Origin of the sequence: Corynebacterium sp. HMSC074C03 (assembly GCF_001838285.1) — a bacterium.
Lineage (GTDB): Bacteria > Actinomycetota > Actinomycetes > Mycobacteriales > Mycobacteriaceae > Corynebacterium > Corynebacterium amycolatum.
Genome location: NZ_KV836189.1, coordinates 100,783 through 120,839 on the forward strand (window position 1 = coordinate 100,783; position 20,057 = coordinate 120,839).

A 20,057-nucleotide genomic window follows, 5' to 3' on the forward strand; every position below is an offset into this window, starting at 1 on the left:
CTATGAGCGAAAACCCTGCGGACACTCCCGCCGCACACACCGACAACACCGACGACGCCGAGCACAGCCAGCAGGCGGCGGCAGTATCCCCTTTTGAAGTCCGCACCCCCACCGGCACCGATGATCCGTTGAGCTCCGCGGAGATCGAACAGTACCGCAAGGAAATCAACCGCCTTGACGGGCTGATTATCGATGCCATTCAACGCCGCACCGCAATCAGTAAGGCCGTCGGCAAAACTCGCCTGGGATCTGGCGGCACGCGTCTCGTGCACGGCCGAGAGGTGCAGATCATCAACGAGTTCCGCGACGCACTTGGCCCAGAGGGCCCGGCAATCGCGTCGGCTCTGCTGCGCATGGGACGCGGTCGCCTGGGCTAACCCTCGCCAGCTACCTGTCCGGCTAGCCTTCCAGGGAAATCAGCTTTTCCTCTAGGAACTCATCGATACCGGTGAAACCACCCTCACGTCCAAGGCCGGACTGCTTGACACCACCGAACGGCGCCGACGGGTCCGACAGCGAGCCCTTATTGACCGCAACCATGCCGGACTCCAATGCCTCTGCCGCACCGAGCGCCTTGGTCAGGTTCTCACTGAACACATACGCCGCCAGACCAAAGATGGTGTCATTTGCCTGCTCAATCGCACGGCCATCGTCCGTGAAGGTTGTCACTGCAACCACCGGACCGAAAATCTCTTCGCGGACAATATCCGCGTCCTCGGGCACATCAGTCAGAACTGTGGGCTCGAAGAAGTAGCCGTCGGAAAGCACGCCTCCGAGATCCGGAATCTTGCCGCCACACTCAACCTTCGCACCACGCGTGACCGCATCGTCAACCAGATCACGAACCTTTTCCTGCTGATCGCGCAGTGCGAGTGGGCCAAGATCCGTGGCAGAATCGGTACCCTCGCCCAACTTCAGTTCCGCAAAACGCTTGACGACGCCTTCGACGAACGCATCCTTCTTGGATTCATGAACAATAAAGCGATTCGGGGCGATACACACCTGGCCGCCATTGCGGAGCTTGGCGTCACTGACTGCCTGCACAGCCTTATCAACATCACCATCAGAGAGAATGACAAACGGAGCATTCCCGCCGAGCTCAAGGGAAACTTTCATCGAAGTTTCCGCGGCCTTCGCAGCGAGCATCTGGCCAACTTCGGTGGAACCGGTGAAGGTGAACTTGCGCAGGCGGTCATCGGAAAGCAGGGCCGAAACGTTGGCTGAGTGTCCTGTTGGCAGCACGGAGATTACGCCTGCGGGGACACCGGCTTCGATAAGCAGTTTGCCCAGGTAGAGCATGGTCAGCGGAGTTTTGGACGCGGGCTTAATAATGACCGGGCAGCCGGCGGCGAGTGCCGGGGCGATCTTGCGAGTCCCCATAGCCAGCGGGAAATTCCACGGCGTAATAGCCAAAGCCGGGCCGACCGGCTGCTTAATCACCGCGACGCGCGAGGTCCCGCTCGGAGAAATTCGGTAATCGCCGGAGATACGCACGGCCTCCTCAGCGAACCAACGAAAAAACTCGCCACCGTAGCCGACCTCAGCCTTGGAATCCGGCAACGCACGGCCCATCTCCAGAGACTGCAGCTGGGCCAACTTGTCTGCATCCCGACGGATGAGTTCAAAAGCGCGGTAAAGAATCTCGCTGCGCTTGCGGGGCGGGGTTACCTTCCACTCCTTCTGAGCTGCGACGGCGTCGTCAAGCGCCTGCCTGGCGTCCTCCTCTGTGGCGGAAGCGACCTGGACCAGCGGCTTATCTGTCGCGGGGTTAACGACATCGAAGGTCTCACCATTCGACGCGGGACGGAACTCACCGCCGAGGAGAAGGCCTGTGGGGACATCTTTGAGGATGTTGTCGTAATCAGGGGTGAAATCAGTCATATTTTCCAGAGTAGGTGCCTTTGCTGAAGCGGGCTAGGGGCTCGTAGATGGCGGATAGTCGACGGATGGTCGGCGCATAGGCGAAGCAAAGGCACCGCGGAATCGAGCTGCCAGCAGATTGTGGTCACGCCTGGTCACATCCTGCTGCCCGGCGAGAGTGCCAAAACGTAACTAGGCTGGGGATGTATAAAGTGCTTTTCGTCAAAAATCACCTGGGAGCAGGAATGACCGTAGATATCACCGCAACCGAACAGTGGGCTCAGCTGGCTAAGCGCGTGGACAATGTTCGCGCCACCTCGCTGCGTGAGCTTTTCGCCAATGAAGATGGCCGCACTGAGAAGCTGACTTTCGATGCGGGCACTCTCCACGTTGACCTTTCCAAGAACTTGATGTGCCTCGACGGTTTTGCCGAGCTGGTTGAGCTCGCTCGTGCCGCTGGCATCGAAGAAGCACGCGAGAAGATGTTCCGCGGTGACAAGATCAACACCACTGAAAACCGCTCCGTGCTGCACACAGCGCTGCGCCTGCCAGCAGAGGAAAATCTGACCGCCGGCGACCAGGATGTCGCTGCCGACGTGCATGAGGTGCTCGGCCGCATGCGCGACTTTGCTCGCAGCCTCCGCAGTGGAGACTGGCTGGGATACACGGGTCACACTATTAAGACTGTGGTCAACATCGGCATCGGTGGCTCCGACTTGGGCCCGGCAATGGTGACCAAGGCGCTGCGCACCTACGCCACTGCCGGCATTGATGCCCGCTTTGTCTCTAACGTTGACCCATCTGATCTACAGGCGGTTCTGGATGAGGTCGATCCGGAGTCCACGCTGTTTATCGTCGCTTCCAAGACCTTCACCACGCAGGAGACGCTCTCCAACGCTCACGCAGCTCGCCGCTGGCTTATCCAGCAACTGGGTAGCGAAGAAGCTGTCGCCAAGCACTTCGTCGCCGTTTCCACGAATGCCGAAAAGGTCGCCGAATTCGGCATCGACACTGAGAACATGTTTGGCTTCTGGGACTGGGTCGGCGGCCGCTACTCCGTCGACTCCGCCATCGGCCTGTCCATCATGGCCGTCGTTGGTCCGATGGACTTCATGCGCTTCCTGCAGGGCTTCCGCGCAATGGATGAGCACTTCCTCAACGCTCCGCTGGAGCAGAACGTGCCGGTACTGATGGGCATGCTGAATGTCTGGTACTCAAACTTCCTCGACGCTCAGTCGCATGCCGTGCTGCCCTACTCTGAAGATCTCTCTCGCTTCCCGGCGTACCTTCAGCAGCTCACCATGGAATCGAACGGTAAGTCCGTGCGTACCGACGGCAAGAGGGTGGACTACAACACCGGAGAAATCTTCTGGGGTGAGCCGGGAACGAACGGCCAGCACGCTTTCTTCCAGCTCCTTCACCAGGGAACTCGCCTAGTTCCGGCTGACTTCATCGGCTTTGCCCGTCCACGCCAGGATCTGCCGACGGCTTCCGGCGAAGGTTCTATGCACGACCTGCTGATGAGTAACTTCTTCGCACAGACCAAGGTGCTGGCCTTCGGTAAGACCGCAGAAGAAATTCGCGCAGAGGGCGTTGCCGAGGAACTCGTAGAGCACAAGGTCATGCCAGGTAACCGTCCGACCACGACCATCATGGCCGAGGAACTGACCCCGGACGCAGTAGGTGCACTGATTGCACTCTACGAGCACATCACTTTCGTCGAGGGCATTGTCTGGGGTCTGAACTCCTTCGACCAGTGGGGCGTGGAGCTGGGCAAGCAGCAGGCCGGCGACCTGCTGCCTGCAGTTACCGGTGAAGTAGCACCGGATTCTGGCGATGCTTCCACCGATGCGCTGCTGACGTGGTACCGAGATAAGCGCTAGCGGCTCTTAGACAGCTGGCCTAAATAGCTAACAGTCCGCCCTCGGCTTCTCGCTGCGGGCGGGCTGTTGTTATTTGTATCCCTCTAAATCTTCACCGCGTAACCGTCAGCGCGATAGCCCTTAACAATCTCCTTGCCGAATGGGAAGCAGGTCACCGGAATCATCTTGACGTTGGCCACCGCCAGTGGAATTCCAACGATGGTGACAGCCTGCGCCGCCGCAGTCATGATGTGACCGATGGCCAGCCACAGACCAGCGATGAGGAACCAGATTACATTCATCACACCGGCGCTAACGGCACCGACCGCGCCCCGTCCGGAACGCTCCACCACGGAGCGCCCAAACGGCCACAGTGCATAAGAAGCCATGCGGAACGAGGCCACACCAGCGGGAATTGTGACAATCAAAATACAGGCAAGAACGCCGAAGAAAATGTAGCCCAAAGCAAGCCACAGGCCACCGAACAACAGCCAAATGATATTCAGCAAGGTCTTCATGCCACTTAAGTGTAGTCAGGATGCGTAGTGGGCACCTGGAGTTAGCGCAGCTCACCTAACGCCTGCGCAAAGTGAGGCATTAAGCCCATAGGGCCACTCGGTTGCGGTGAGGATGGGGCGCGGCATCCCGTCGCAAAGCGGGGTTGGGAAAAAGTGAATAGTATCTAAGTCATGTCTGCCTACATTGAAGATGATGTTCTTGCCTATCGACTTGCCGTGGGCGCCAGTGAAATTCTCAAGGGTGTCCGCAACGTAGGCCTGCTGCGTGGCCGCATTCTGGGAGATGCCGGCGACGCACTGGCACAGGAGTGGATTGCCCGCGTACTGGAGCAGCACCGTCCGGACGACGGACTGCTGTCGGAGGAAGCCGCGGATAACCGTGAGCGCCTGGACTCAAAGCGGGTGTGGATTATTGACCCACTCGATGGCACGCGTGAGTTCGCTTCGGGCCGCCAGGACTGGGCAGTTCATGTCGCTCTGGTAGAGGACGGTCAGCCGACCCACGCTGCTGTTGGTCTGCCGGATCACGGCCAGGTTTTCCACACGGGTGAGGCCAAGGCTGTCCAGGGGCCGTGTGCGGGCAAGATTGTCGTATCGCGTACTCGCCCACCGGCTGTGGCGAAGTACGTCGCTGACAAGCTGGGCATGGAGCTGGTAGAGATGGGCTCCGCTGGTGCGAAGGCAATGCACGTACTGCTCGGTGACTACGACGCCTACATCCACGACGGTGGTCAGTACGAGTGGGACTCGGCAGCGCCGGTTGGCGTCGCTAAGTCCGCAGGACTTTTCGTCAGCCGCCTAGACGGCTCCGCGCCGACCTACAATAATGTCGATACTTTCCTGCCGGATATGCTGTTCTGCCGACCGGACCTGTCGGAGGAGATTCTGGCAGCGGTGAAGGAATTCAAGGATCAAGAGCAGAAGTAGGTAAGTTAGGGCGGCCATGACCGACTCCACTGACATCACGACACAGGCTCATCAGGGCATTCAGACTCCGTACGAGGATTTGCTGCGCGAAATTCTCGCTGACGGAGCAGCTAAATCAGACCGCACTGGCACGGGCACTCGCTCAGTGTTCGGCCGCCAGCTGCGCTTTGATCTGAGCGAGGGCTTCCCACTGATCACCACTAAGAAGGTGCACCTGAAGTCCATCGTGTACGAGCTGCTGTGGTTCCTCCGCGGCGATTCGAACGTCCGGTGGCTCCAGGACCGTGGAGTGACTATTTGGGACGAGTGGGCAGACGACAACGGCGACCTCGGCCCGGTCTATGGCGTGCAATGGCGCTCCTGGCCCACTCCGGATGGGCACCACATCGACCAGATTGCACAGGCGCTGGAGACTTTGAAGTCCAACCCGGATAGCCGCCGCAACATCGTCAGCGCCTGGAATGTCTCCGAGATTTCCAATATGGCGCTGCCACCATGCCATCTGCTGTTCCAGTTCTACGTCGCAGATGGCAAGCTCAGCTGCCAGCTCTACCAGCGCAGCGCGGACATGTTCCTGGGCGTACCATTTAACATCGCTTCCTATGCACTGTTGACGCACATGATGGCGCAGCAGGCGGGCTTGGACGTTGGTGAGTTCATCTGGACCGGTGGTGATTGCCACATCTACGACAACCACATTGAACAGTGCGAACTGCAGGTCTCCCGTGAGCCACGCCCCTACCCCACGCTGAAGCTTCGGAAGGCCGACAGCATTTTCTGCTACGCTTACGAGGACATCGAGGTCATCGGCTACGACCCGCATCCTCTGATTCGCGGTCAGGTGGCTGTCTAAGTCAGCGAAAGGTGAGTGTCGACATGAACGAGTCCACCGCTTCCACCAGCGCAAGGCCCCCGTTTGTAGGGATGATTTGGGCGCAGTCTCGGGCCGGCATTATCGGCGACGGCGCGACTACGCCCTGGCATCTGCCTGAAGATCTTCAGCATTTCAAAACAACGACGATGGGCGCACCGGTCATCATGGGGCGTCGCACGTGGGACTCGCTGAATCCCAAGTTCCGTCCGCTCCCGGGTCGTCGAAACATCGTCCTTTCGCGCTCCGTGTCCGATTTCCCCGGCGCTGAATCCGCAGCCAGTCTCGAAGCGGCACTCGCAGCCGTCGCCGACGAGCCCGCAGCATGGATTCTCGGGGGCGGACGTGTCTATCGCGATGCACTTTCGCTTGCCGACGAATGCGTGGTCACCGACATTGATACTGATGTCGATGTCCCGGTACCAGTCATGGCTCCCGACCTCTACGACTGGGTTCGTGTCGAGGATGGCCCGTGGCAGACGTCAACGACCGGCCTACGCTACCGCTTCTGCACGTGGCGGCGTCTAGAGGATTAGCTTCCTTTAAAAGCCGCGGAAGGAAAACCTCCGAAGAGCATCTGGGAATGCTGCCTAGCAAGGCTCTGAGGAGGGGCTACTGCCCAGCGGACGTATTGCACAATGGAATATCGGCCTTGGTCCGCGCGTTGGACTGAGTATGACTGATGTGAAGACTCCACAGACCACCGAACACGTGACCATTTACGCTGCGGCCTGGTGCCCTTTCTGCCAGAACCTCATTGCTGGCCTGAAGGAAAACGGCACTCCGTTTGAGGCTTGGGACGTCGAAAAGCACGAGGACCTTTCGAAGTGGGTTGAGTCCGTCAATGACGGCAACCGCGTTGTGCCGACTGTGCTGTACTCCGATGGCGAGCACGCCACGAATCCGTCTGTGGAGGAAGTCACCGCTAAGTACGCTGAACTCTCCAGCAAGTAGTTAAAAGCTAAGTAAGCAAAAAGCCGAACCCCACTTTCGGGTTCGGCTTTTTATGTTCACGCGCGACCGGGGTTAATAGAGGGGTAAGTTACTGACCTCGTTTATAGCAAAAATCGCCCACAAAATGGCCTGAAAGTGCCATAAACTCGCACAGTTTCACATTTGCAGCCCGTAAATTTTGTCTATTGACCGTGCGGCCGGTCATGCTGCCAGTCGCGATACCAGCATTAGTCCAGATCGTCGTGTGCCATCAGCTGACGAGCAGCCTCAGTAATCGAGCCAGACAGCGACGGGTAGACAGAGAAGGAGCTTGCCAAGTCATCGACGGTGAGCTGGTTGGAAACGCACACAGCAATTGGCAGAATCAGCTCCGAGGCGGTCGGAGCGACCACCACACCACCGATAATCATGCCGGAATTCTTACGGCAGAACAGCTTGACGAAGCCGTGGCGCAGCGAGCGCATCTTCGCACGTGGGTTACCTGCCAGCGGGAAAACCTCAACACGAGCGGAGACCTCACCGGACTCAATCTGAGCCTGGGAGACACCAACAGTCGCAATCTCCGGGCGGGTGAACACTGCCGAGGAAACGGTGCGCAGGCGAATTGGCGAAACACCTTCACCGAGGGCGTGGTACATCGCAATACGCCCCTGCATAGCTGCAACGGAAGCCAGCGGGAACAAGTCGGTGCAGTCACCGGCAGCGTAGATACCCGGCACGTTGGTGCGGGAAACACGGTCAACGTGAATGTGGCCAGACGGGGTCATTTTCACACCGCTTGCGTCCAGACCCATATCCGCAGTGTTCGGAATCGATCCGACGGTCATCAACGCGTGGGAGCCGAAGACCTCACGGCCGTCGGAAGTGACGACGCGAACGCCGCCGTCCTCAGTGCGTTCGACAAGATCACAGCGGGCGTTCTTCACAACGTCCACACCGCGCTCCAGCAGGACCTCCTCCAGGGCATCTGCAGCGTCAGCATCCTCGTGCGGCAGGATGCGGTCACGCGAAGCGACCATGGTGACCTTCACACCCAACTCGGTAAACGAGGATACGAACTCAGCACCGGTAACACCAGAACCGACCACAATGAGGTGCTCCGGCAGCTCCTCCAGTTCGTAAACCTGACGCCAGGTCAAAATACGGTCACCATCAGGAATCGCACCCGGCAGAATACGTGGGGACGCACCGGTGCAGACCAGCACCAGGTCGGCTTCAAGAGTGACCTCGCCGCCCTCGAGCAAGTCGACGGTGACGTAGTGAGTTACACGGCCCGGGTCGTGGTCATCGAGACGACCGCGGCCCTGCAGCATCTTGATGCCCTCGCGCTCCATCTGTGCGCGAACATCGTCAGACTGCTGCTGCGCCAGGCGCTTAACGCGCTCGTTGACCGCAGTGAAGTCGATTTTACGCTGGGAGAAGTCCGGGCGAAGACCCATCTCGTCCGCACGGCGCATATCAGTACGAACGCCCGTCGCCGCGATGAAGGCCTTAGAGGGAACGCAATCCCACAGGACGGAAGAACCGCCCATCCCGGCATCCTCAACCACAGTGACTTCAGCACCGTACTTGGCGCCAACCAGCGCTGCTTCGTAGCCGGCTGGGCCGCCGCCAATGATTACGATCCTCTGTGTCACAAATCCTCCAAAGTTGCCGTGGATATCACAATGTAACTACCGCGGGAGGCATTTTCCCCGCTTTGCCCCAATAGTCTAACGGACAGTCATGGTTGACGGCGCGCCATCCTCATAGCGCGCGACAATGCCAGCGAAGAGTTTCACACCAACGCCCAGGCAACGCTCGTCCACGATTAGATCATCTCGGTGCAAATCGTGCTTGTCTCCACGACCGGACCAGCAGCCCAGACGAGCCATCGCACCCGGGACGTGCTCGAGGTACCAACCGAAGTCCTCGCCGCCGGACGACTGTGGGGCCTGAATGACAGCATTCTCGTCCACTCGTCGCACCGCTTCCGCAATCAGGGCGGTGCAGTATTCGTCGTTAAGCACAGGCGGCACGCCACGCTCGTAGTTGATGGTGCAATCAGCGCCGGTCGGAGCGAGGACCTGTTCAATCAGTTCACGCACCAGTGGATCGATGTCGCGCCAGGTCTTGATGTCCGCGGTGCGCAGGGTGCCACTGACGCTGCCTTCCGACGGAATCGCGTTGTGCGCGTACCCGGAGTGAACGGAGCCGAACGTCAGCACGGTGCCCGTACGAGGATCGACGCGTCGCGACAGCAAGCCCGGCAAATCTACAATCAATTTACCCAGCGCATAGACAACATCGGCCGTCATCTGCGGACGGGAGGTATGCCCGCCCGGACCATGCACCTGAATCTCCAGGGTGTCGGCTGCAGAGGTGATGGCACCTGTTCGAACGCCAACGTGACCGACACGTAACTTCGGCTCACAGTGGACGGCAAAAATACGCTCAACGCCATTGAGCGCACCGGCAGCGATAACCTCGGGTGCACCGCCAACCATGACTTCCTCTGCCGGTTGGAAAATGAAACGCAGCGGAGTAGGCAACGTGTGCTTCTCGTGGTACTCAGCCATGGCCAATGCCGTCGCGAGCGTAATCGTGGTGTGAAAATCATGCCCGCAGGCGTGCATGACGCCATCGTTGGTGCTGGCAAACTCCAGCCCCGTGGTCTCTGTAATTGGAAGCGCGTCTATATCACCGCGGAAAGCGAGACGCCCCGGCAATTCACCTCCGGCTTCGCTACCGGCGAGTTCATCTTCACCAATGTCGACCATCAGGCCGGTGTTGGGAAATAGCACTGGTTTCAGCCCTGCAGCACGCAGCTTCTCCTCCACAAAAGCCGTGGTGGCGTGCTCCATGTGAGATAGCTCTGGGTGCGCATGAAGATGCCGCCGCCACTCAAGAATCTCGTTCGCGTGCTCGGCCCACCAGTGCTTAATAAACTCCTCAATCACAACTCTCCAGTGTAAGCGCTCCGCCGACAGGCCGTAACAAGAGGCCTACCGACGACTGCGCCAGCGATAGCAGTGGCTGGCAAGCGCTTGAATATCAGCGCCAGACGTACACATGACCAGGAGTCACTTCTTTAACTTTGACCTCTTCAATTATCAGATGTTTCACATTTTGAGGAAGTCTGCGATGATAATAGGCATGTCCGGCAATGGCACACCTAAGTCTCTCAGCATCCCCATCATCATCGTGGCCACAGCACTCGTGGTTGTCATCGGCATCGCCATCGGCCTGTCGCTGAACAATAGTGATGAGCCCCAGCGTCCGGAGGTCCCCTCCTCCTCGCAGCCGACGTCGCCCAGTTCGACACCGCCGTCCTCGACGAGTTCGACTTCTACGAGCAAGACGACCACCACGACGACGACTACGTCGAAGACCTCCGAGACGTCGTCAAGCACGCCGAGCACTTCGACATCGTCCTCGTCGTCGACGCCGAGCACCACGTCTTCGTCATCCACGACGACGAGCTCCGAGCCGACATCAGCTCCGGAGGGACAGGACTTCGGCACTGGGCGCTCTGACTTGGACGGCCTGGGCTTCGTGGGTAGCTCCGCACGCTGCGACAGCGGCGACCGCGCCTTTGCTGTTGTCGCCGCTGAGCAGGGCATTAAGGCTGCTGCTTGTGAGACACGCTCCGGCGAGAAGTACTACCGCTCGGATACACCACAGGGTTCCGGATCGATGGACATCATCGTCGATGAGGGCGACCGCGTTGTTGCACAAAACGGCTCGTACAAGTACCAGATGTCCCCCTCCGGAGTTCTTGTGACCAAGGACAACGAGGTCGTCAAGAAGTACGCCGCAGAAGCCTGGGGCACTGCCTAAGAGATCAGCTTAAAAATCAATGTTGCGGGGACCGTAGAGGCGGTCGCCCGCATCTCCCAGCCCCGGCACGATGTAGGCATCCTCGTTAAGATCCGGGTCCACCACAGTGGTGACAAGACGCACCGGGAAACCGGATTCCTTCAAGGCGTCGACACCCTGCTGTGCAGAAATGATGCACACGGCCGTGATGTTGTCCGCTCCTCGATCCGCCAACAGCTTCAGGGCATGCAGCAGTGAACCGCCGGTTGCCAGCATTGGGTCGACCAGGAAGACAGTGCGCCCGGACAAATCCTCCGGCAGCGCCTCGAGGTACGGCACCGGCTCATGGGTTTCCTCATTACGAGCCAAGCCAATAAAGCCCACCTGCGCATCGGGAATCATCGACAGCGACGGATCAATCATGCCAAGCCCCGCACGAATGACGGGAACAATAATCGGCGGATCCTGCAGACGGTAACCCGGCGCGGTGGTGATTGGGGTCTGAACATCGAAGTTATCGACGGGCAGCTCCCGGCTTGCCTCGTAGATCAGCATCGCGCCCAAATCGGCGAGTGCCGCACGGAAGCCCGCGTTATCAGTGCGCGCGTCTCGCAGAATGGTCAAACGTGACTGTGCCAAGGGATGGTTGACAACGGTAATCTCCATGCCTTCCAAAATACATTGCTTTGCTTTTGCCGCTCTGGTGCCGGCATCGCAAGTTTCTGAAAACGCGTTCCCAAAAAAGATGGAACCGAATCGGCCTTTTTCGCGCCTAACAATACGAGGGCTTTTTACTGCGCCCCATTTGTGTAAGCCCGCTTACCACCAAACCACTGCCGCTCAGCCGCCGTCCGAACCCCGCTAGCCGTTCTGCCACAGCACTGAGTGTTTAACCACACGCGAATTTCCTAGAGAGGCCGTAAATCTTGTCCCGTCCATCACCACACAGTCCCCACAGCCAATCGTTTCTCTCTCCGACCACTAACGGGAATGAATCAGTCTTTACGCTGGTGCCAGAGCTTATTTCTGCCAATGCCGCGCGCCTTGACGCATTGTCGCAGCAGAACAGCGGCACTGCCTTGGACATCAGCGCACTGCACTCGCTTGGCGACGTCCCGTTTGCCGGCTCCTTCTGTCACGCTGCAGCCTCTGCTCTACAGCGCCAACATCAGCATGTGGCTGAGCTGAATGAGTACGGCACCAGCGCTGCTCGTGCACTGAACGCTCTTGTCTCTGCGGTGTCCACTGCTGAAGATGCAGGCGCACATGCGTTGCAGTCCATCTCACCGAAAATGGGAGCCGTTGCAGCTCGCGGGATTGGGGGTGTGTGATGCTTCCCACCAATCTACTTACGGAGGTCCCCAGCGCGATTGCACAACAGCTAAGTCCTGCCATCGCCCCCGCACTGGCAGGACTTGCTGGGGCCGCAATCCCCGCCGCGAGTACTGCCTGGCGCTCAGTGGCAGATTCCGTTGACCGCAACTGGGGCGATGGTGCTGGTTCCGGGGCAGGAGCCGCGGGAACAAGCCTCAAACGGGCTGCAAATGCGGCAGCCGACTTGGAAGCTCGCGCCGGAACCATTGACAGTGACATTGCCAAGGGCCTAGCTGCAGTAATGTCAGCGGCCACTGATTTGGCCCGGATTGCCATGGATTTTGTTACTTCCGCCATGGGCTCGCTGACTGCGACGGCTGCGGGGCCCGCAGGTCTCGCCGCGACCGGTGCCAGCCTAGTCTCAGCGGCCAGTTCCGCGATCTCACAGGCCATTGCGCGGCTTATGAAACTAGAACAAGAACTGCGGCCTCTGGTGCAGTCGCTGATACAGCAGGCAAGCGCCGCGGTGGACACCCCTACCCCACCCCGTCCGGCGCAGTTGGAGGCCCCAGCAACCACTCAAGCCGCCCTCGCTTCTACGTCTACGAACACCCCAGGATCGGCCAGCGCTACCGATGCTGCAGATGGTTCGGAGGCGTCGTCCGATTCGGGCAGCGCGCCGGTGCCTGCGGATGCGGGGGCTGGCGCGCCGACACCAGAAGCCCAAGCTGCGGTGAAGGCTGCACTCAGTGCCGTCGGAACGCCCTATGGTTGGGGCGGAAATACTCCGGGGCAGGCGCTCGATTGCTCAGGCTTGACGCACTGGGCCTACGGGCAAGCTGGTGTTGATATTCCCCGCACGGCAGAAGCACAGGCCGTCGGCCGACAGGTGAGCCAGGATGAACTGCTGCCTGGCGATCTTGCAGTGTGGGACGGCCATGTCGCCATGGTTATCGGCGACGGAAAGATGGTCGAAGCAGGCGATCCGGTACAGGTAAACCCCGTGCGTACAACCAACATCGGCATGCCGTTTAAGGGGTTCTACCGCCCGACCGGATAGTGCGGTGGGTATCTGCGTCGTAAAACTTCTAAGATAGGACTACGCAAACTTGCCACCCGTGGGGGCGCTGCAGGTATGACAATTTTTGAGTTCTAATAATCACCGACAAGCAGAAGGGCTGCGACGAAAACTATGGCCAGGAAAGGCATCGTTCCTATCGAACTCGAGCTGACCTCGGGCACCTTTTACACGTTGTGGGCTCCAAGCTGGCGTGAAGGTGGCTCCGAGTGGCAGGCTCTGCTCGGCCGCGGCGATGACATCTATTTGTTCTCATCTGCGGCAAAGCTCCTGGCTTTCCTTCAGTCGGATGCTCCTCACGACTTCACGCAGCACCCCAGCTGGCGCAACTTCAACCAGCAGCTACCGGGAGCGGCCATCGCGGCGCCACGCCACCGCTATGACCTGATTGGGCTGCCAGAAATTTTGGCCGGCCGGGCCGACTACGACCATGTTTCGCGCGCAGACCGCATTCTTGCCATCACTCGCTCGATTGGTGCGATTGCGGATCTCAATCCGATCAACCAGATGTTCGCCTCTCACTCTGTCCTGGCTGCCACGCAAAATGGTGCTGATCACTTCCAGGGCAATGGCGCCGCTCAGTGGTCGGCTATCGGCAATGTCATCTTGACCAACTGGGACAATTGCATTGACGCTATCGACGCCATCGGCGCAAATACTCCGAACATCGATGAAGAGTCTGAAACCACTGCTGCAGCCGCACTAAAGGAAGCGGAGGCCGCGGAGCGTGAGCGCCGTGAAACCGCGGAGAAGAAGCGCGAAGAGGAAAAGAAGTCCGCAGAGGAGACCGTCGGCGATCCGTACGATCAGACGGTGTGGGCCAACGCTGGCATCGACCCGATCAAGATCTCCATCGCTGGCCGCACGCTCTACACCTTGCGTTGTTACATGGGGCGTCGCCCGCTATTCCTGGGCAGCGCCGGTGAGATTCACACGTTCTCGCAGCCACGCACGATGGTGCGTTGGCTGCTGGAGAACAAGCATCACGACATGTCGGCGCTGACGACGTGGGATGAAATCATCACTGCAGCCAACGCAGGTGAGCTAGAGGCCGTGGTGCACGAGGACAATGAGTACTCGTTTACCGGTCTGGCCGAGGATATTGAAAAGGGCCCGAACGCCGTGGACACCGCCCAGCTCGCCCGCGCGTACGAGCTACTCGCAGACGCCGCTGACTGGGCTGGTGATGATGCCGTGAACGAGGTACTGGCGGGCAATCAGCAGCTGCAGTGGCTGCTGAACTTCCTGCTGGACACCGGAGAGCTGTCCGAGCCAGTTCCGCCTTACGACGATGAGGCCAAGGGCTGGAGGCAGCTGGAGAAGGACTTGGCCGCTCGGTTCACGACCAAGATCTAGCTCCTCCCAGCAAAGCTGGCCGGCGCTGGCTAGTCCAGCGTCAGGTTCAGCTCATCTTCGGCACCGAAACCCGCACCGTTGACATCAGTTTCGATGTCCTCGTCGCTGTTGTCGATAAGCTGCAGGTAAGCGGGGTAAATAATGGTGTCCATGATGTGTTCGCGGGTCGGTAGATCCACGAATGCATTGTTTAGCGCATTCGAGGTCAGTTCGAACAGCTCGCTGTAGCCGTAGCCGAAGTTCTCCACCAGCTCCATGCACTCCCTGGTCATGGAAGTCGCACCAATCAGACGGTTATCCGTGTTGACGGTGCAGGCGAAACTCATATCGTCGAGAAGCGAGAACGGGTGATCCGCAACGCTGTCACAGACACCCGTCTGAACGTTGGAAGTCGGACAGATTTCCAGCGGAATCTGGCGGTCACGAATAGCGGAGGCAACCTCCTGACATTCGATGCCCTCGAGGGAAGCACCGAAGTCCTCGTAGATGCGCACACCGTGACCCAGGCGGCGAGCACCTTGCACGACAGCGTCCTGCAACGAATCCACACCGGCGTCTTCACCTGCGTGAATGGTGACCGGAATGAGGTTCTCCCGCAGCATAGTGAATGCTTCGGCGTGGTTAGCCGGCGGGAAGCCGTTTTCCGGTCCAGCGATGTCAAAACCGACAACGTACCCATCGGAGTTCTTCCCGTAGTTGTCGATGACCAGCTGTGCGACTTCCTTGGAATTGTTATTCTGGCGCATCGCACAGACCAACAGACGTGCGGTGATGTGCTTTCCCTCAGCGGCGGCGTGGGCTTCACCCTGCGCCAGGCCTTCGACCAGAGCGTCGATAACAGCCTGCATATCCAGGCCCTTTTCCAGATGGTTTTCCGGAGCGAGGCGCAGCTCAGCGTAGACAACGTTGTCGGCAGCCAAATCCTCGACGGCCTCACGCGCCACGCGCGTCAGCGACTCAGCGGTCTGCATGACGGCGCAGGTGTGCGCGAAGGCAGTCAGGTAGCTCGGCAACGAGCCAGAGTTGCCGGTGTCAATAAACCACTTCTCCAGTTCATCCGCGTCGGTGGTGGGCAGCTGATCGGTGTAACCGCAGTCCGCGGCCAGGTCGATAACGGTCTGCGGGCGCAGGCCGCCATCGAGGTGATCGTGAAGCAGTACCTTGGGCAGGCTGGCGACAACCTTGCGCATCTCATCGAGATTCGATGCTGAAGACTGTGTGTCCAGAGACTGAGCATCACTGTGCAAAGATTTAGTCATAATGGCCAGACTATCGGTACTGCGCCCTCCGCTTCTACTTCACTGCCGCGGAATCGTATTTCTGCTTTGCACAAAGACTTTCTCTCCCCCGTTTTCCCCCATCCACACACGAGAAATACGTCATTCCGGGTGACGTTTTACTACCCTTATTTCATCATGTTTCCCTCTCGCCGCTACTCGTCTGCCGTTACGCTGCTAGCCACCAGCGCTCTGCTTCTGCCGAGCACTGCCCCCGCAGCCATGGCGCAGAGCACCTCGCCTACCGACGACACCCCGATTGTCGGCCCCGCACCTGACATCCGTGACACGGAGGGCTGCCCCTACAAGACCCTCCCACCAGCACCAGTGGACTCCTCGGAGGTTCCGGCTCCCGGCGAAACATCTCCCCCTCCTCTTCCGGTTCCCCCAAAACCGGCTGGAGGTAGCAAAATGTCCGCCTGCGGCATTGTCAGCGGTGAGGGGTTTGACGTTCCGAAAGAACTCTCCGCCTCTGCATGGACGGTGTTCGATTTGAAATCCGGCGATGTCCTTGCGGCGAAGGACCCGCACGGCCGCTACCGTCCGGCATCGATTATTAAGGTGTTGCTGGCGATGGAGGCGCTCGAGGATTTGAAACTCGACACCTCGGTTAAAGCGACATTCGAGGACGCGAACATGGAGGGCTCTCGTGTCGGCATCGTCGAGGACGTGAACTACTCGGTAGAAACGCTCCTAACTAGCCTGTTGCTCAACTCCGGCAACGATGCCGGCCACGCGTTGGCCCGCGAACTTGGTGGCATGGATAAGACCACCGAAAAGGTCAACGCCCTGGCAAAGAAATTGGGGGCGACGGATACGCGAGTGGTCAACCCGACTGGTCTCGATGCTCCGGGCCAGATGACGTCGGCATACGACATGTCACTGTTCTTCCAGCACGCATTCAACAATGAGACCTATCGCAAGCTCTCGGCTACCCGCCTGGCCACCATACCCGGAGACAAAGCTCTCGAGGTTGATGACTTCGAAATCGCCAACGACAATCAGCTGATTGCCCAGGACTATCCCGGCGCGCTTGGAGGCAAAACCGGTTTTACCGACGATGCCCGTCACACCTTCGCTGGGGTGGCTGAGCGCGACGGCCGTCGTCTCGGCGTCATCGTTCTCGACGTCACTGTGGAGGATTCACCGCGCCCCTGGGAGCAGGCGGCATCGCTTCTCGACGCCGGCTTCGCGGCCCCGCAGGACAGCTCTGTCGGTGTCCTCGAAGCGGAAGCGACTGAGGATACGTTGGTAGAAAAATTGCCCGATATCCTGGACGACGAGTCAACAGGAACCGGGCTGAAAATTACTGTCAGCGCTGCCATCGTAGGTGTCATCGCATTGATTGCGATGGTCACCTACCGCTTCGGCAGACGCGATCGCGGCTAATTATTTCGAACCGAGCAGGCGGTTCAATCCGGACGGGTTGGCCGCTTCCGCACGGACGTTAATGACAGCAGGAGCAGGTGCATCCAGCTCCTCGTCGGCAAGCGCTTCTTCGGTCGTCGCGGTCCAGGCAGTGGCGTACATAGTGATGCGCCAGATGAGGTAGAAGACGACCATCAAACCGATGACCGGACCGAAAACTGCACCGGCCGGGTTCGACAGGGCGTTGGAGAAGAAAACGCTACCGAGCTGCTTGACAACCTCAAGGCCAATCGCACCGATAATCGCGCCCTTTGCCGCAGAGCGGAACGGGGCGCCCCCGCGTGGCAGGAAAGCGAGCATCCAGAAGAACAGCAGCCAGTTGGCGACGAGACCAATGGCGATGGCAATCAATCCTGCGATTATTGTGATTCCCGGGACATGGGCCAGACCAATCTTGTCCAGCAGGGACTGTGTCAGTCCGGAAGAGCCGGCCGCGGTGACAGCGAAGGTCAGCAGGATCATAACCAGCATGCCCAGCAGACGCAGCAGGTCGCGAACCTTTCCCATCACGAAGTTGCTAGCGCCCAGCGGGCGCTTCCACAGCTGTGTCACTGCGTTGGAGAGGTTGCTCATCCAACTAAGACCCGACCACAGGGTGGCAATGAAACCGACGGTGAAAACGCCACCGGCCTGATCGATCGCGCCTTCAATAATTGCGTTGATGGTGTCGCCCATCGACCCATCGATGGAGTCTGTGATAGCGGACTGAATTTGCTCGAGCAGTTGCTCATTACCACGCAACACAAGCGCGAGGATGGCAAATGCCGTCATGATAAGGGGGAAAATCGACAGCACGGAGAAGTACGTGACAGCGGCGGCAAAAAAGTTGCCACCCTGCTCGGAGTAGCGCTCCTGCATCCGCATAATGTGATCGAACCACGTCCACTTTTCGCGGAGGCGGTCGATTGCGCTCGGTTCATCGGCGTGTACACGCTCGATGCCATAGCGGTCCGTTCTCTTCGGATCTTTTTGAGTAGAGGTTGCCATGTCCTCTACCTTAACGTGCCAGCTTTCGGTACGGAGACTGAAGCGCAGAGTCTACAGCTGAATTAACGGTTGGCAGCCTTCAGGAACCCGACGCGCTCGTACACATCTGCAAGTGTCTTGGCGGCAACTTCACGGGCGCGGTCAGCGCCTTCGGCCAGAATCCGTTCCAACTCACCGCGATCAGCCATGAGCTCCTCATAGCGAGCACGCAGTGGCGTGGTGAATGCCTCCAGCGCATCTGCGGTATCAGCCTTCAGCTGACCGTAGCCTGCGCCTTCGTAGCCGGCAACGAGCTCGTCGACAGGCTTGTCGGTCAACGCCGACTGAATGACCAGCAGGTTGGATACGCCCGGCTTGTTCTCACGGTCGAAACGAATTTCGCCGTCATTGTCGGTAACGGCCGAGCGAATGCGCTTGGCAGAGACCTTTGGGTCGTCCAACAGATTAATAATGCCCTTCGGGTTTGCACCCGACTTGCTCATCTTCGAGGTCGGATCCTGCAAGTCATAGATTTTGGCGGAGCCTTCCATGATGTGCGGATCCGGCACCACGAAGGTTTTCTTGTAGCGGGAGTTGAAGCGCTGCGCCAGGTTACGCGTCAGCTCGAGGTGCTGGCGTTGGTCCTCGCCCACCGGCACCAGCTGTGGGCGGTAGAGCAGAATGTCGGCGGCCATCAGCATCGGGTACGCAAACAAACCAGCGGAGGTATGTTCCGCGCCCTGACGAGAGGACTTGTCCTTAAACTGCGTCATACGGCTGGCTTCACCAAAGCCAGTCAAGCAGGTCAGCACCCATCCGAGCTCCGCGTGCTCGGGCACATGCGACTGCACGAACAGCACCGACTTCTCCGGATCAATACCAAGTGCAATCAGCTGTGCGGCACCTGCGATAGTGCGCTGACGCAGCTCCTTCGGATTCTGCTCGACAGTGATGGCGTGCAGGTCTGGAATGAAGTAGTAAGCGTCGAAGTCATCCTGCAGATTGATCCAGTTCTTCAATGCTCCCAGGTAGTTGCCCAGGTGGTAGGAATCTGCGGTCGGCTGAATGCCGGACAGAACGCGCTGCTTACGAGCACTCGGTGCAGGATTAGTTGCTTCAGGCCCCTTGCTTTCACTCATAGCCAATAAGTCTAGCGCGAGCTTCATAGTGGAGAGTCGGCGACGTACCCATTTCGACGACATCGCAGGCTTTACAGGAACGCCAATCCTTAACATCCGGTCTTTAGATCGACGTCGACTACCGGGAAAGCGACTACCAAAAACTAGTCCTGACGGCCCTTGTACCCTTGCTCCACAACCATTCGATCGGATAGCAATTTAACGGTGCGCGCTGCAGCGGCTGGCGATTCCTCGGGGTACAGTGCGCGCACCAGCGTGACCGCCGGGCGGATGCCGTGTTCAGAGAGAACACGTCGAACACGCTCGCGCTCCCCCTGGGTCAACTCCAGCGGCGCTACGGGAGGCCTGCGGGTGTAGGACACGACCATCACGACTCCCAGCAGAACAATGAGTCCGAGGGAAATCCACAGTGGCCACGCGTAGGCAAAAGACAGCACGATAAACGCAACGATGACACCGGAAGTCACAACCACCGGGACATTGACAGCAGTACCAGGATCGTTCTGCAGGCTCCGTGCGATGGCTTCCAAATCGGCCATCTGGTGCCGCTCGTTATCTCTCTCGCCGTTTTTCACTGTGAATGTCCTCTCCTTTCCGGGTCCGCACCGAGCTCGCTTCAAGTCTCGCGCAAATTCGCGCTTGGGCTTTACAGCAGCTGAAGTCCCATCAGTCCTTCTTCAAATCTTAGGCGCTCACGTCCCAAGCGCCG

At 59.1% G+C, this 20,057-nt stretch carries 20 protein-coding genes; 11 read left to right on the forward strand and 9 right to left on the reverse strand.

Annotated elements, in window-relative coordinates:
• Nucleotides 1-2: 2 nt before the first annotated feature.
• Nucleotides 3-377, forward strand: coding sequence for a chorismate mutase (locus tag HMPREF2847_RS00605; protein WP_048731597.1), 375 nt, complete (start codon nt 3-5; stop codon nt 375-377).
• Between the two features lie 22 nt (nt 378-399).
• Here HMPREF2847_RS00605 and HMPREF2847_RS00610 read toward each other — a convergent pair whose 3' ends face one another.
• The gene (locus HMPREF2847_RS00610; protein ID WP_070851173.1) at nt 400-1,881 is read right to left on the reverse strand and encodes an NAD-dependent succinate-semialdehyde dehydrogenase; all 1,482 of its coding nucleotides are present in this window, start codon (nt 1,879-1,881) and stop codon (nt 400-402) included.
• 224 nt (nt 1,882-2,105) lie between these two features.
• On the opposite strand from HMPREF2847_RS00610, the gene pgi reads away from it, so the two are divergent.
• On the forward strand, nt 2,106-3,743 hold the full coding sequence (gene pgi, locus HMPREF2847_RS00615; protein ID WP_048731593.1) for a glucose-6-phosphate isomerase: 1,638 nt from the start codon (nt 2,106-2,108) through the stop codon (nt 3,741-3,743).
• A gap of 83 nt (nt 3,744-3,826) precedes the next feature.
• On the opposite strand, the gene HMPREF2847_RS00620 is transcribed toward pgi, so the two are convergent.
• The gene (locus HMPREF2847_RS00620; RefSeq protein WP_048731591.1) at nt 3,827-4,240 is read right to left on the reverse strand and encodes a YccF domain-containing protein; all 414 of its coding nucleotides are present in this window, start codon (nt 4,238-4,240) and stop codon (nt 3,827-3,829) included.
• A gap of 171 nt (nt 4,241-4,411) precedes the next feature.
• On the opposite strand from HMPREF2847_RS00620, the gene HMPREF2847_RS00625 reads away from it, so the two are divergent.
• From HMPREF2847_RS00625 to HMPREF2847_RS00640, 4 genes are all read left to right on the forward strand, one after another.
• On the forward strand, nt 4,412-5,167 hold the full coding sequence (locus HMPREF2847_RS00625; protein WP_048731590.1) for a 3'(2'),5'-bisphosphate nucleotidase CysQ: 756 nt from the start codon (nt 4,412-4,414) through the stop codon (nt 5,165-5,167).
• Between the two features lie 16 nt (nt 5,168-5,183).
• Nucleotides 5,184-6,020 (forward strand): thymidylate synthase, encoded by an 837-nt coding sequence (locus HMPREF2847_RS00630; RefSeq protein WP_048731588.1) that lies wholly within the window; start codon nt 5,184-5,186, stop codon nt 6,018-6,020.
• Between the two features lie 23 nt (nt 6,021-6,043).
• Nucleotides 6,044-6,574, forward strand: coding sequence for a dihydrofolate reductase (locus tag HMPREF2847_RS00635; RefSeq protein WP_048731587.1), 531 nt, complete (start codon nt 6,044-6,046; stop codon nt 6,572-6,574).
• A gap of 139 nt (nt 6,575-6,713) precedes the next feature.
• A complete protein-coding gene (locus HMPREF2847_RS00640; protein WP_048731585.1) occupies nt 6,714-6,992 on the forward strand; it encodes a mycoredoxin in 279 nt (92 codons plus the stop codon).
• 227 nt (nt 6,993-7,219) lie between these two features.
• Here the strand turns inward: HMPREF2847_RS00640 and HMPREF2847_RS00645 are convergent, their stop codons facing one another.
• Nucleotides 7,220-8,629 carry an NAD(P)H-quinone dehydrogenase gene (locus tag HMPREF2847_RS00645; protein WP_048731583.1) on the reverse strand — a complete coding sequence of 470 codons (1,410 nt, stop codon included), beginning with the start codon at nt 8,627-8,629 and terminating at the stop codon, nt 7,220-7,222.
• Between the two features lie 75 nt (nt 8,630-8,704).
• A complete protein-coding gene (locus HMPREF2847_RS00650) occupies nt 8,705-9,931 on the reverse strand; it encodes a M20 family metallopeptidase (protein WP_048731582.1) in 1,227 nt (408 codons plus the stop codon).
• Between the two features lie 196 nt (nt 9,932-10,127).
• Here HMPREF2847_RS00650 and HMPREF2847_RS11395 point away from each other — a divergent pair, with 196 nt between their 5' ends.
• On the forward strand, nt 10,128-10,811 hold the full coding sequence (locus HMPREF2847_RS11395) for a hypothetical protein (RefSeq protein ID WP_141765038.1): 684 nt from the start codon (nt 10,128-10,130) through the stop codon (nt 10,809-10,811).
• A gap of 9 nt (nt 10,812-10,820) precedes the next feature.
• On the opposite strand, the gene upp is transcribed toward HMPREF2847_RS11395, so the two are convergent.
• Nucleotides 10,821-11,456, reverse strand: coding sequence for a uracil phosphoribosyltransferase (upp, locus tag HMPREF2847_RS00665; protein WP_048731576.1), 636 nt, complete (start codon nt 11,454-11,456; stop codon nt 10,821-10,823).
• A 344-nt stretch (nt 11,457-11,800) separates the two neighbouring features.
• On the opposite strand from upp, the gene HMPREF2847_RS00670 reads away from it, so the two are divergent.
• The 3 genes from HMPREF2847_RS00670 (at nt 11,801) to HMPREF2847_RS00680 (ending at nt 14,538) form a co-directional block, all read left to right on the forward strand.
• Entirely contained in the window at nt 11,801-12,121 is a 321-nt protein-coding gene (locus HMPREF2847_RS00670; RefSeq protein WP_070851174.1) for a hypothetical protein, read from the forward strand.
• The gene (locus tag HMPREF2847_RS00675; RefSeq protein WP_070851175.1) at nt 12,121-13,164 is read left to right on the forward strand and encodes a C40 family peptidase; all 1,044 of its coding nucleotides are present in this window, start codon (nt 12,121-12,123) and stop codon (nt 13,162-13,164) included. The genes HMPREF2847_RS00670 and HMPREF2847_RS00675 overlap by 1 nt, the downstream gene beginning before the upstream one ends.
• A gap of 132 nt (nt 13,165-13,296) precedes the next feature.
• Nucleotides 13,297-14,538: a hypothetical protein gene (locus HMPREF2847_RS00680; RefSeq protein ID WP_048731571.1), complete on the forward strand. Its 1,242-nt coding sequence runs from the start codon at nt 13,297-13,299 to the stop codon at nt 14,536-14,538.
• A 29-nt stretch (nt 14,539-14,567) separates the two neighbouring features.
• Here the strand turns inward: HMPREF2847_RS00680 and HMPREF2847_RS00685 are convergent, their stop codons facing one another.
• Nucleotides 14,568-15,797 carry an adenosine deaminase gene (locus tag HMPREF2847_RS00685; protein WP_048731569.1) on the reverse strand — a complete coding sequence of 410 codons (1,230 nt, stop codon included), beginning with the start codon at nt 15,795-15,797 and terminating at the stop codon, nt 14,568-14,570.
• A gap of 156 nt (nt 15,798-15,953) precedes the next feature.
• On the opposite strand from HMPREF2847_RS00685, the gene HMPREF2847_RS00690 reads away from it, so the two are divergent.
• Entirely contained in the window at nt 15,954-17,204 is a 1,251-nt protein-coding gene (locus HMPREF2847_RS00690; RefSeq protein WP_070851224.1) for a D-alanyl-D-alanine carboxypeptidase family protein, read from the forward strand.
• On the opposite strand, the gene HMPREF2847_RS00695 is transcribed toward HMPREF2847_RS00690, so the two are convergent.
• The 3 genes from HMPREF2847_RS00695 to HMPREF2847_RS00705 all read right to left on the reverse strand — a co-directional run bounded on the left by HMPREF2847_RS00695 (nt 17,205) and on the right by HMPREF2847_RS00705 (nt 19,923).
• Nucleotides 17,205-18,230, reverse strand: a complete 1,026-nt coding sequence (locus tag HMPREF2847_RS00695) for a YhjD/YihY/BrkB family envelope integrity protein (RefSeq protein ID WP_049182310.1) — start codon at nt 18,228-18,230, stop codon at nt 17,205-17,207.
• 62 nt (nt 18,231-18,292) lie between these two features.
• Complete coding sequence (gene trpS, locus HMPREF2847_RS00700; RefSeq protein ID WP_049171954.1) at nt 18,293-19,348, reverse strand: tryptophan--tRNA ligase; 1,056 nt, start codon at nt 19,346-19,348, stop codon at nt 18,293-18,295.
• Nucleotides 19,349-19,491: 143 nt separating this feature from the next.
• The gene (locus HMPREF2847_RS00705; protein ID WP_141762896.1) at nt 19,492-19,923 is read right to left on the reverse strand and encodes a cytochrome c-type biogenesis protein CcmH; all 432 of its coding nucleotides are present in this window, start codon (nt 19,921-19,923) and stop codon (nt 19,492-19,494) included.
• Nucleotides 19,924-20,057 lie beyond the last annotated feature (134 nt).

Coding starts and splice junctions, on each gene's coding strand:
- HMPREF2847_RS00605 (WP_048731597.1), top strand. CDS start 3: ATGAGCGAAAACCCTGCGGACACTCCCGCCGCACACACCGACAACACC.
- HMPREF2847_RS00610 (WP_070851173.1), bottom strand. CDS start 1,881: ATGACTGATTTCACCCCTGATTACGACAACATCCTCAAAGATGTCCCC.
- pgi (WP_048731593.1), top strand. CDS start 2,106: ATGACCGTAGATATCACCGCAACCGAACAGTGGGCTCAGCTGGCTAAG.
- HMPREF2847_RS00620 (WP_048731591.1), bottom strand. CDS start 4,240: ATGAAGACCTTGCTGAATATCATTTGGCTGTTGTTCGGTGGCCTGTGG.
- HMPREF2847_RS00625 (WP_048731590.1), top strand. CDS start 4,412: ATGTCTGCCTACATTGAAGATGATGTTCTTGCCTATCGACTTGCCGTG.
- HMPREF2847_RS00630 (WP_048731588.1), top strand. CDS start 5,184: ATGACCGACTCCACTGACATCACGACACAGGCTCATCAGGGCATTCAG.
- HMPREF2847_RS00635 (WP_048731587.1), top strand. CDS start 6,044: ATGAACGAGTCCACCGCTTCCACCAGCGCAAGGCCCCCGTTTGTAGGG.
- HMPREF2847_RS00640 (WP_048731585.1), top strand. CDS start 6,714: ATGACTGATGTGAAGACTCCACAGACCACCGAACACGTGACCATTTAC.
- HMPREF2847_RS11395 (WP_141765038.1), top strand. CDS start 10,128: ATGTCCGGCAATGGCACACCTAAGTCTCTCAGCATCCCCATCATCATC.
- upp (WP_048731576.1), bottom strand. CDS start 11,456: ATGGAGATTACCGTTGTCAACCATCCCTTGGCACAGTCACGTTTGACC.
- HMPREF2847_RS00675 (WP_070851175.1), top strand. CDS start 12,121: ATGCTTCCCACCAATCTACTTACGGAGGTCCCCAGCGCGATTGCACAA.
- HMPREF2847_RS00680 (WP_048731571.1), top strand. CDS start 13,297: ATGGCCAGGAAAGGCATCGTTCCTATCGAACTCGAGCTGACCTCGGGC.
- HMPREF2847_RS00685 (WP_048731569.1), bottom strand. CDS start 15,797: ATGACTAAATCTTTGCACAGTGATGCTCAGTCTCTGGACACACAGTCT.
- HMPREF2847_RS00690 (WP_070851224.1), top strand. CDS start 15,954: ATGTTTCCCTCTCGCCGCTACTCGTCTGCCGTTACGCTGCTAGCCACC.
- HMPREF2847_RS00695 (WP_049182310.1), bottom strand. CDS start 18,230: ATGGCAACCTCTACTCAAAAAGATCCGAAGAGAACGGACCGCTATGGC.
- trpS (WP_049171954.1), bottom strand. CDS start 19,348: ATGAGTGAAAGCAAGGGGCCTGAAGCAACTAATCCTGCACCGAGTGCT.